Origin of the sequence: Bacillus sp. Xin1 (genome assembly GCF_013314535.1) — a bacterium.
Classification (GTDB): domain Bacteria; phylum Bacillota; class Bacilli; order Bacillales; family Bacillaceae_G; genus Bacillus_A.
In genome coordinates, this window is the sequence record NZ_JABUAE010000010.1 from 28,738 (window position 1) to 40,179 (window position 11,442).

Here is an 11,442-nt window from a genome sequence, read left to right on the forward strand (position 1 = left end):
TCAAAATTATTTAACTTTCTTGAAGGAGTAATTTCGAACGTACTAATGCTCCTCGCACTTTTATTCCAATCCATGCAGCTAACGCAGCTTTTATTACACCTACAATCAGGAAAGGAACAAAACCGCCCAGGAAAGCTGCTTGCCACCCTAGTGATGCCACATACTTTAAAAATACAGTTCCAATCGTTAATGTCACAAGCATCCCTAAAATATTTGCCATTAATGAATTCCAAAATGTTAGTTTTGTTTTTTCAGTTAACAAACCAATTAAAAAAGCCGTCGGGATAAAGGCTAATAGGAAACCGCCTGTAGGACCGAATAAAACAGATAAACCACCACTAAATCCAGCATAAACAGGAATTCCAGTTGCACCAATTAAAACATATAATAATACAGATAAAGTGCCATAACGCGAACCTAAAATTGTAGCAGTAAGACCAATTGCTAGCGTCTGTCCTGTTATCGGAACGAGCGGCAAAGGAATTGTAACTTGGGCCAAAATACCAATAATAGCAGCAAATAGTGCAGTAACAATTAACATGCGAAAATGATTTGTACGATCATTACTCATAAGCGCCTCCCTAGAAAAGTTTCACATTATAAATTTAAGATATCCTATTCAATATAAGGAGTAAATACTTTTTTGTTTGAATATTTAGTTTTCTAAGAACATAAAAGAAGAGCGCAAATCTTTTTTGCACTCTTCTTTTCTATTCTCTATTAAAAATCAAAGTTATCCGGATCTGGACCAACGCGATGATTTTCGTTTAATGCATCAATTTGTTCCATATCTTCTTTTGTTAATTCAAAATTGAAAATGTCCGCATTTTTGGTAATACGGTGCTCTTTTGTTGATTTTGGAATTGTTACAACTTCATTTTGCAGGTCCCAACGCAAGATAATTTGCGCAGTTGTTTTTCCATATTTATCTGCAATTTCTTGTAATGTAGGGTTATCTAGTAACTGCCCTTGCATAAGAGGTGACCACGCCTCCATTTGAATACCTTGTTCACGACAGAAGCCCTGCAATTCTTTTTGCGTTAAACGAGGATGGTATTCGACTTGGTTAATCATTGGTTTCACTTCTGCCCCTTCCATTACGTCTTTCAAATGATGAATTTGGAAGTTACTCACACCAATTGCACGTACGCGCCCTTCTTTATATAACTTTTCTAATGCTCTCCATGTATCTTTATATTTTCCATCTACAGGCCAATGAACAAGATATAAATCTAAATAATCAAGTTCTAACTTCTTTAGACTTTCTTCATATGCAGCTAATGTTGTCTCAAACCCTTGATCACTATTCCAAACTTTTGAAGTAATGAATAAATCTTCTCTAGAAATTCCCGCTTCTTTTATCCCCGCACGAATACCTTCTCCTACAGCTTTTTCATTTCCATAAATCGCAGCTGTATCAATGCTGCGGTACCCTTCTTTAATTGCTGTTTTTACAGCCTCTACGAGTTCTGGTCCATCCTCTACTTTAAATACACCTAAACCAAACCAAGGCATCTCTACCCCATTATGCAATGTTGTTGTACTTTGTAAATTGTTCATTATACTCTTCTCTCCTCTACACGTTTCATTTGATCTCTCTTTTCTAAACTCATACTCCATGCCGTTAAAATAACCGCACCGACTACCATAATTGCACCTACCCACGCTGTATGAATGAGTCCTAGTGAATTTGTTACAATACCGCCTAAGTACGCCCCAAGAGCGATTCCTGCATTAAAAGCCGCAATATTCATAGCAGATGCAATATCTACAGCACTCGGCACAAAGCGCTCAGCTAATATCACGACATATACTTGTAATCCCGGAACATTCATAAATGCAAATAATCCCATTAAAATAATTGTAATTAACCCTGCCACCTTAAATGACGCTGTAAATGTGAACACAGATAACACAATTGCCTGAATGAAAAACATAAAAAACAATGCGCGAATTGGATTGCGATTAGATAGCTTACCACCAATCATATTCCCAATTGCAATCGCAATCCCATACACTAACAAAATGACTGTAACTGTACTTGCTTTAAAGCCTGTTACCTCTTGCAATAATGGGGACAAATACGTAAACGTCACAAATGTTCCACCGTATCCTAATGCAGTAATAACGAAAACAAGTAACAGTCTTCCATTTGTTACAAGCTTTAATTGATCGCGAAAAGATACGGATGCACCTTTTCGTAAATTCGATGGAATGAGCATACCGTTAGCTACTAAAGCAACAACTCCAATTGCCACAATAACCATAAACGAAGCTCTCCAGCCAAACTGTTGACCAATAAATGTTCCAATCGGTACACCTGTAATGGTTGCAACTGTTAAACCTGTGAACATAAAAGCAATCGCACTAGCACGTTTATCTTCCGATACAAGAGCTGCCGCAATCGTTGAACCGATCGACATAAATACACCGTGAGCAAATGCAGATATAACCCTCGCAACAAGAAGTACACCAAAACTTGTTGCCATCCCTGCAATACTATTACCAATAATAAAGACAATCATAATCCACATTAATAACGTTTTCCGTGAGATACTAGCTGTTAATGATGTTAAGACCGGCGCACCAAATGCTACTCCTAGCGCATATAAAGAAACGGTTAAACCAGCTGTTGTAACAGAAACATGTAAATCATTCGAAATAGACGGCAATAAACCAACGCTAATAAATTCAGTTGTACCAATGCCGAACGCACTGATTGCCAATGCTAATAAAGCAAACATACTCCTTCTATTCGTTTGAATATCTGAAGAAGATACTGTATATGCACTCAATTGAACTCCTCCTTAATTCGAGAAATCCAATCATAATAGTCCGATAAAAAGGCCTTTTTATCTTCTAATAAAAATAGTTTTACTACTCATAATTACTATTATGAATGGTTTCATTCTTTTTTGAAAGAACGCACTTAAAAGTACGCTAGGCACCTAAAAGTAACATAGGCACCTTTTAGTAACGTACTACTCATTTGCCTCTTACGTATGCTATTATGGAACATATTCAAAATGAAAAACAGTACGTACTTTCAAGTGCTATAGGCACTAAAAAGTAACATATAACTATAAAACTCATTAAAGGGGATTGTAATATATGAAGAAATATAACATTCCTGTAGAAGCAACCTTAGAAGTAATCGGCGGAAAATGGAAGGTCGTTATTCTTTGTCACTTAACAAAAGGAACGAAACGAACAAGCGAATTAAAACGTTTAATGCCTGGCATTACACAAAAGATGCTCACGCAACAATTGCGTGAATTAGAAGAAGATGGAGTTATTCAAAGAAAGGTATATAATCAAGTACCACCAAAAGTTGAGTACTCGCTTACTGACTATGGTTGGTCCTTAGAAGCAATTCTCGATTCCCTTTGCACATGGGGAGAGTGCCATCTTGAAAAAAGCGGTAACACATCGATGCTAATTACAGAGGATGAACAATAAGAAAAAGGAAAAAACGAACATAAATTTGTCCATTTTTTCCTTTTTCTCTTTATATATATGTACATTTCTTATCTAAACAAAATAATTTATGCGCTTTCATGCCTTGTCAGTACTAGGTTATACGCTCAATATCAAATAATTAGGAATCATTTTTATGTTAACATAGGTGTATATAGTATATAATATAGGATATATATTATATACACTTTCCGATAAGGGAACTTTCCATTATGCGGACAAGCCATGTATCGGACAGTTCATAAATAATAGGTAAGACATTATGGTTTTAGATTTATGTTCTCAGCTTACTTGCTGTCATAAATTTAAAGGCATTTTATTGTGTTTTGTGAAACTTTGTATAAAGTTTCGCAAACGTTTACTATCTTACTTATCAAAAATAAGAGTATTGCTATCGTAAAGGAGAATTGGAGATGCCAGAAACTATGACTCAAACAAAGCCAGAACAAGAAACTGTACAAATTTCTGCTAGCCAAGGACAACTTGATGTACTTGATCAGTTGTTAAAGCCTGAGGTACAAGAATCATTAACAACACTAGTGGAACAGCTTCCAAAATTAACTGAGCTTGTTAACATTTTAACTAAGTCTTATGACTTCGCTCAAACTGTTGCTACTGATGAAGTATTAAAAAGCGACACTGTTGGTGCAATCCAAGAGCTTGTAGAACCTGTAAAAGATACAGTGAAAAGCATGGCTGCAACTGCAATCGAAGCGAAAGATCGTGCTGACGAAAGCAACGAAGTTATCGGCCTATTCGGTCTATTAAAATTACTAAAAGACCCACAAGCACAAAAAATGTTCCGCTTTGTAAATGCTTATCTTCAAATTAGTGCAGAACGTAACAATAAATAATTTAACTTATAACAACAATTAGTAAAGACGGGGGATATCATACTATGTCAAAACAAATTGTCATCTTAGGCGCTGGTTATGGCGGCCTTCTTGCCGCTTTAAACGTACGTAAATATTACAGCAAATCAGAAGCACAAGTTACAGTGATTAACCAATACCCAACACACCAAATCATCACTGAACTACACCGCCTTGCAGCTGGTAACGTGTCTGAGCAAGCAATTGCAATGCCACTTACAAAGCTTTTCAAAGGTAAAGATATCGATCTTAAAATCGCAACAGTTGAGTCATTCTCAGTTGATAGCAAAGAAATCAAACTAGCTGGCGGCACTACTTTATCTTACGATGCACTTGTAGTTGCTTTAGGAAGTAAAACTGCTTACTTCGGTATTCCAGGACTAGAAGAAAACAGCATGGTATTAAAATCTGCTGCTGATGCAAACAAAATCTACAAACACGTTGAAGACCGTATTCGCGAATACGCTAAAACGAAAAACGAAGCTGATGCTACAATCGTAATCGGTGGTGGCGGATTAACTGGCGTTGAGCTAGTTGGTGAGCTTGCTGACATTATGCCTAAACTTGCAAAAAGCCACGGCGTAAATCCAAAAGAAGTTAAACTTCTTCTTGTTGAAGCAGGTCCAAAAATCCTCCCAGTATTACCAGACCACTTAATCGAACGTGCAACTACTAGCTTAGAAGCACGCGGCGTTACATTCTTAACAGGTCTTCCTGTAACAAACGTTGCTGGCAATGAAATCGACTTAAAAGACGGTCAAAAACTTGTTGCTAACACATTCGTTTGGACAGGCGGCGTACAAGGTAACCCATTAATCGGCGAATCAGGTCTTGAAGTAAACCGTGGTCGTGCAACAGTTGATGCATACCTACAATCTACTTCTCACAAAGACGTATTCGTTGCTGGAGACAGCGCTGTTGTCTTCGCTCCAGACGGACGTCCATACCCACCAACTGCACAAATAGCTTGGCAAATGGGTGAGTTAATTGGATACAACTTATACGCAGCACTAGAAGGCAAAGCATTCGAAGAGTTCGCACCTGTAAACTCTGGAACACTTGCAAGTCTAGGACGCAAAGATGCTGTTGCTACAATCGGAGCAAGCAATACTCCACTTAAAGGCCTACCAGCATCATTAATGAAAGAAGCAAGTAACGTTCGTTACTTATCACACATTAAAGGATTATTCAGCTTAGCTTACTAATCCGATTACTGGCCCGAATCATGATTCATCATGATTCGGGCTTTTTTAAATTCAAAACCATTTCTTTTTGGGTGGAAGAGAGTATCCGCCCTTGCGTAGTAGCGGTCAGGGCCTTTTTTTGCCCCATGCCATGTTTCAAACAAAAAGAGATAATGAGTACAAGGCTCTTTTTTTCTTCGTGACAACGATTTATATATTATTTATTCGGCACGAAAGCTAGATAAACCTCCAAAATAATCTCAATATACTGACTTTTCATGTCGAAATTGTGTACATGAAAAGAGTAGAAGGAGCAATCCTCCCTTCTACCCTTCAACAAGCTTTATTCTCCTAATTTCACCAAGCTGTAATTCTTTTTACCTTTACGGATAATAATAAATCTTCCATCGAATGAATTTTCCGCGGTAACATCTGTATTCACATTCGTTACTTTATCTCCATTCATCAAAATCGCTCCATTATTAATATCTTCACGCGCTTGACGTCTAGAAGGTTCAATTCCTAAATCAACTAACCACTCAACGATATTTTTTGTTTCTTTTGAAGCATGGAAAGTTGGCATATCTTTAAAACCTTGTTCAATTTCATTAGCTGTTAACGATTTAATATCGCCACTAAATAACGCTGCTGTAATTTTTACTGCTTGCAGTAACGCTTCTTCACCATGAACAAATTTCGTCATTTCCTCCGCTAACACTTTTTGTGCTTCACGTTTATGTGGCTCTGTTTGAACTTTAACTGCTAATTCATCAATTCTCTCTTTCGTTAAGAACGTAAAGTATTTCAAGTACTTAACCACATCACGGTCATCTGTATTCACCCAGAATTGGTAGAATTCAAATGGCGTCGTTTTTTCAGGATCTAACCATACAGCTCCACCTGCTGATTTACCAAACTTCGTACCGTCTGATTTTAATAATAATGGAATTGTTAATCCAAATACTTTTGCTTCATGCCCTTCTAATTTACGAATTAAATCTAAGCCACTCGTAATATTTCCCCACTGGTCACTACCGCCAATCTGTAATTGAACGCCTTCTTCTTTGTATAAGTGATGGAAATCCATTGCTTGTAAAATTTGGTATGTGAATTCTGTAAATGAAATACCTGTATCTAGACGACTTGCTACGATATCTTTCGCTAACATACTGTTTATACTAAAGTTTTTACCATAGTCACGTAAAAACTCGATAATATTGATTTGATGTGTCCATTCGTAGTTATTTACCATTTTCACTTCACTATTACCACCAAAGTCGAATAGCTTTTTCATTTGCCCTGTTAATGCATCCACATTATGTTGCACTTGTTCCAACGTTTGCAATTGACGCTCTGTTTGTCGCCCGCTTGGATCACCAATTGTTCCTGTTGCTCCTCCAATTAGAATAACTGGATGATGTCCAGCTAACTGAAAACGTTTCATCATCATAAACGGAATTAAATGTCCAATATGCATACTGTCACCAGTTGGATCTACGCCGCAGTACAATGAAATCTTCTTCTCCTCTACTAACTTGCGTAACCCCTCTTCATCTGTTTGTTGATTCACAGCATCGCGCCATTCTAATTCATCAATAATATTCATGTCTTCCATCCCCTTTAATATTTGAATTTCTCATGTAAAAAAAACAAAAAGTCCCCATGTCTACATTAGACATAGGGACGATTATTCACCGTGTTACCACCCAGTTTGTATAAAAAGCATAGCTATTCATACCACTCTTAGCAATCATATCGTTTGCTACTCCGCTTAGCATTACCTAAGATACTCCAGAGTGTAATTCACAAGTTTGTTTGTGCTAGGTTTCATCAACCCCTAGCTTTCTCGATAACAGTGACAAACTGCTACTGGGCTCTTTCAACGTATTTCATATGTTAAATTATTAGCCATTATATTGAATTTAAAATTCATTGTCAATAATAACCAATCATTATTTTGAAATAATTCACATTTTTATACGCCTTAATTTCAAAGATTATTGTATATCCTCTCCAATAATCCTTACTTCTCTCTCTAACTTCACACCGAATTTTTCTTCAACTGTTTTTTGTACAAAATGAATTAAATCGATGTAATCTTGCGCCGTCCCATTATCAACGTTTACCATAAATCCAGCATGTTTTATTGAGACTTCTACGCCGCCAATTCGCTTTCCTTGCAGTCCTGATTCTTGAATAAGCTTACCAGCAAAGTTATTTGGCGGACGCTTAAATACACTACCACATGAAGGGTACTCTAAAGGCTGTTTTGATTCACGTTTAAACGTTAAATCATCCATCTTTTCTTTAATCTCTTCACGTACACCTTCTGCAAGTTCAAATTTCGCTTCAAGTATAATGTAATGATTGTTAGCAAACGTACTTTTACGATAACCAAACTCAAAGTCATCTTTCGTTAAAGTACGTAACTCTCCATCACCTGTCATTACGATAGCTTCTGTTAACACATATGCAATCTCACCGCCGTATGCACCGGCATTCATGTATAACGCTCCACCAACTGAACCAGGTATACCACAAGCAAATTCAAGTCCGGTTAAACAGTGATCTAACGCAATTCGTGATACATCAATAATCGCTGCACCACATTGCGCTACAATCGATGTTCCTGTCACAGTCACATCTGTAATATGAATTAAACTTACTGTAATCCCGCGAATACCACCATCTTTTATAATAACATTAGAACCATTTCCTAAAAACGTAATCGGAACATTATATTGGTTTGCATACTTTACAACTTTTTGAATTTCATCATAAGTAGTAGGAGCAACAAATACATCTGCTTTTCCTCCTACTTTAATATGCGTATGATTTTTTAACATCTCATCTTGTTTTACATGTTCTTCTGGTAAAACTGTATTTAAATATTCATATACTTTCTGCATATCCATTCTATGATTCCTCTATTTCTATTAATAATTAATGGCCTATCCTCTCGATAGTTCCAGCATTCTTAAAACCATTTCTCTTATTCTCTTCCATTCCGCTTACAAGTTCATTTACTACACTACATGTAATGCCATGCTGAAAATAAGTAGGTAATCGGCCACCACATAGATTACCTAAATAGTTTAGTAAGATAGCTTCCGTCTCTATCTTATCAAAAAATCGAGAAGAAAACTTTACCTTCAAAAATTTTCCGATATAACCAAGTTTAAGATAGAAAAATTTAAAATCTAATCTCTTCCTTTACAAAACTCTATTATATCGCATGTCAATGTGAAAAAATATGGTTAAAGAAGGAACTTTTCAAACTGATAAAAATGTCTATATTTTGTCACATCAACAATAGATATTGCAAAAGTGTAAGGCTCTTGTAATATAAAAGGATGCCTCTTTATATGTTAAAGGCACCCTTTTTTTCATATTATTTTAATTGAATTTTGACTAGCGGTAATGGCTTTTCAGGGTGATATGGTGACATTTCTACTTCTAATACATAATTCTTCAAACTAAAATTCTTCACACCATACTTCCCATCTAGCTGAAACGTTGCTTGGAATTGTAATTTTTCCTTATCCAATACTTTCACATCGCTACCCTTTATCACATGACCAATCGGTGCAAATTCTTTATCTAAATATGAGGAATCTTTTAAATTCATAACCTCTCCGTAATTGATTAACTCATCCATAGAAATATGTTTTGTATCGACATTGTGCAATGTATACTGCACAATTAATCGTTGTTTTTTGCGCTGAATGCTATTAACAACAATCTTGAAATCGCTACGAGTACTTTATATTTCAAATGGTGTCTTTTGATCTAAATCCTGAATAGACGGCTTTTCAGACAATCTCACATTTGGATGTAGCGTAATAAATTCCGCGTCCTCTGGAATTTTCCCAAAAATAGATCTTTCATCAGATTTTATCTGATTTCCATCCTTTTCTCTTCCAAATTCAATCCCTGATGTTTTAAAATCGATTTCTTTTCCCTTATCATCCGTCACCTTCTCAATTCTCGCTAAATCATTTTCTCCGGCAAGCGGATAAATGGCTTTATAGTCGATTGCAATTGAGCTTTTCCCAACTGTAATCTTTTCAAAGTTCAATGTATGTTCTTTATCTTCACTACTTACGGATGCTTGAGGATGAATCATTTTATTTTCCAATTGTTGTACAGGAATATCAAATTTCCAAATCCCTTTTGTGTCTCCAATCGACGTAATCGTAATTGGTAATGTAGTATTTTGAGGAAGCTCTTTTTCTGGATAATTAATGTGAATATTCCCAAACCAACCGTCTTTTGTTATTCTTCCATCCCATGAAGCTGAACTCCCCCACTTTTGGCTTCCATCAGCTAGTTTAAAATCATAGTAAAAGCGATTGGCCACAGTATCCTTTATCTTTACTTCATCTGGATTATCCACTTTAAATGTAATCCCAATTCTACCACCATCATAATATATACTATTCATCGTTACGCTAATTCCATTGCTCACTGCTTGCTGATTCAGCTCTGTTACAAGCTTACTTGCCGATAAATTTTGGCCAATTGAATCGTGGAAATACGAATAGACCTTTCCAACAATCGGAACATCAGCTAACACACGCGTCATTTGCGGAAATACAAACCCGGACCCTAATACGCCTATACAAATCGAAGCAGCAGTTAGCAAAGCGATTCTTCTTTTCTTATGTATCTTTTTAACTGGCTTTTCTGCCTTTGCCTTAGCAATCCCCTTTTGTATAGCCAGATTCAATTCTTCATTTGGAACATCAATTTTATTTACCTCGTCATTAAACCACTGTTTATCCAATTCTCTTCACTCCCCCCTAACAATTTTTTCAAAGATTTTCTTGCCCGGTGCAAATATGTTTTTACTGTCCCTTCTGGCACGTCCATTTGCCAAGCAATTTTCTGAATTGAAAGATCATGATAATAATATAAAATGATTACTGTTTGATAATTTTCATCCAATTTTTGAATTGCTTCTTGTAAATCAAGACTTTGCTCGACTTGATGCAATTTATAAGGGATTGCTCCATATGTATTCTCTTTCATTTCTTTTACTTTTTTCTTCTCAGCTAACAACTGATATGCATAATTAATTAGAATACGTGTCAACCATGTTAAAAAATAATTTGGTTTCTTTAATTGGTCTATGGATAAATATGCTTTATATACAGTTTCTTGTACAACGTCCAGTGCATCTTCTTTATATTGCACATACAAATAAGCAGTGCGGTACAACTGATCCTGATATAGGCCAATGAGCTGTTCAAAAGCTGCATCATCGCCTTTTCTGGCCTTTTTGACTAATTTGATTTCATCCATCGTATCCCTCCTTTCACTTATTAGATAGATGAACGGACGATTTGGTTTCAAAAAAATTGATTTTTATTCCATACAAAAGAGCACATCCAATCGAATGTGCCCTTTTTGCGCTTGATTACTTATCATTTTCTTCTTTTTCTCTATCAAACCATAACAACTCATCATCATCAACGTCACCATTATAGTTGATTAGAATCTCTTCTCCTGCTTTTATATCCTTGTAAGCAAAGAATTTAAACGTATGATTCTCAAAAACGATCTCATACGTCGCATTCGGCGTATAAGAATGATTAAATAACATACCGTAACCTAAAAGAATTGCCGTATGATTCACTCCATACTCAAATGCGTAATCAGCAAGTAACGTTTTCTCTATAAACTCATGCTGTTCATTCGGATAAGAGATAACTGGTGCTTCATGTAGAAGCTCACCCTTTTTTATATCGCGTGTTGCAAATACTCCTCTATTAAATTCTCCATCGCTAAGTGTGGAAGTCTTGATTTCAATCATATTCTTCACCTATACATTTCTTTCTCTGAAGTATTTTTTCTTCTTAAGCTTGGCAGATAATGAGAAGAAAAGCAATTGGTTTTATTTTTCTTAT

At 36.1% G+C, this 11,442-nt stretch carries 12 protein-coding genes and 1 other annotated feature; of the genes, 3 read left to right on the forward strand and 9 right to left on the reverse strand.

The genetic code is table 11. From position 1 onward, the window contains the following. Window positions 1-10 precede the first annotated feature (10 nt). The 3 genes from HRG09_RS11690 to HRG09_RS11700 all read right to left on the reverse strand — a co-directional run bounded on the left by HRG09_RS11690 (window position 11) and on the right by HRG09_RS11700 (window position 2,744). On the reverse strand, window positions 11-571 hold the full coding sequence (locus HRG09_RS11690) for a biotin transporter BioY (RefSeq protein WP_174100972.1): 561 nt from the start codon (window positions 569-571) through the stop codon (window positions 11-13). 149 nt (window positions 572-720) lie between these two features. Then, the gene (locus tag HRG09_RS11695; protein ID WP_217448009.1) at window positions 721-1,560 is read right to left on the reverse strand and encodes an aldo/keto reductase; all 840 of its coding nucleotides are present in this window, start codon (window positions 1,558-1,560) and stop codon (window positions 721-723) included. After that, window positions 1,560-2,744, reverse strand: coding sequence for an MFS transporter (locus HRG09_RS11700; RefSeq protein WP_174101058.1), 1,185 nt, complete (start codon window positions 2,742-2,744; stop codon window positions 1,560-1,562). Before HRG09_RS11700 ends, HRG09_RS11695 begins: the two co-directional genes overlap by 1 nt. 367 nt (window positions 2,745-3,111) lie before the next feature. Between HRG09_RS11700 and HRG09_RS11705 the strand changes: the two genes are divergently transcribed. From HRG09_RS11705 to HRG09_RS11715, 3 genes are all read left to right on the forward strand, one after another. Then, window positions 3,112-3,459: a winged helix-turn-helix transcriptional regulator gene (locus HRG09_RS11705; RefSeq protein ID WP_174100973.1), complete on the forward strand. Its 348-nt coding sequence runs from the start codon at window positions 3,112-3,114 to the stop codon at window positions 3,457-3,459. A 431-nt stretch (window positions 3,460-3,890) separates the two neighbouring features. Further along, window positions 3,891-4,331 carry a DUF1641 domain-containing protein gene (locus HRG09_RS11710; RefSeq protein ID WP_017153317.1) on the forward strand — a complete coding sequence of 147 codons (441 nt, stop codon included), beginning with the start codon at window positions 3,891-3,893 and terminating at the stop codon, window positions 4,329-4,331. Window positions 4,332-4,375: 44 nt separating this feature from the next. Then, on the forward strand, window positions 4,376-5,554 hold the full coding sequence (locus HRG09_RS11715; RefSeq protein WP_000043198.1) for an NAD(P)/FAD-dependent oxidoreductase: 1,179 nt from the start codon (window positions 4,376-4,378) through the stop codon (window positions 5,552-5,554). 322 nt (window positions 5,555-5,876) lie between these two features. Here the strand turns inward: HRG09_RS11715 and tyrS are convergent, their stop codons facing one another. From tyrS to HRG09_RS11740, 6 genes are all read right to left on the reverse strand, one after another. Next, window positions 5,877-7,139 carry a tyrosine--tRNA ligase gene (gene tyrS, locus HRG09_RS11720; RefSeq protein WP_174100974.1) on the reverse strand — a complete coding sequence of 421 codons (1,263 nt, stop codon included), beginning with the start codon at window positions 7,137-7,139 and terminating at the stop codon, window positions 5,877-5,879. 70 nt (window positions 7,140-7,209) lie between these two features. After that, window positions 7,210-7,425 (reverse strand) — a binding site (T-box leader). A gap of 105 nt (window positions 7,426-7,530) precedes the next feature. After that, entirely contained in the window at window positions 7,531-8,448 is a 918-nt protein-coding gene (murB, locus tag HRG09_RS11725) for a UDP-N-acetylmuramate dehydrogenase (protein ID WP_174100975.1), read from the reverse strand. 476 nt (window positions 8,449-8,924) lie between these two features. Next, window positions 8,925-9,161 (reverse strand): hypothetical protein, encoded by a 237-nt coding sequence (locus tag HRG09_RS28875; RefSeq protein WP_254610059.1) that lies wholly within the window; start codon window positions 9,159-9,161, stop codon window positions 8,925-8,927. A gap of 135 nt (window positions 9,162-9,296) precedes the next feature. Continuing rightward, window positions 9,297-10,319, reverse strand: a complete 1,023-nt coding sequence (locus HRG09_RS11730; RefSeq protein WP_254610060.1) for a DUF4179 domain-containing protein — start codon at window positions 10,317-10,319, stop codon at window positions 9,297-9,299. Further along, window positions 10,289-10,837: a sigma-70 family RNA polymerase sigma factor gene (locus HRG09_RS11735; RefSeq protein WP_174100976.1), complete on the reverse strand. Its 549-nt coding sequence runs from the start codon at window positions 10,835-10,837 to the stop codon at window positions 10,289-10,291. The genes HRG09_RS11730 and HRG09_RS11735 overlap by 31 nt, the downstream gene beginning before the upstream one ends. 115 nt (window positions 10,838-10,952) lie before the next feature. Further along, window positions 10,953-11,348 carry an SET domain-containing protein gene (locus tag HRG09_RS11740; RefSeq protein ID WP_141520523.1) on the reverse strand — a complete coding sequence of 132 codons (396 nt, stop codon included), beginning with the start codon at window positions 11,346-11,348 and terminating at the stop codon, window positions 10,953-10,955. Window positions 11,349-11,442: the final 94 nt, after the last annotated feature.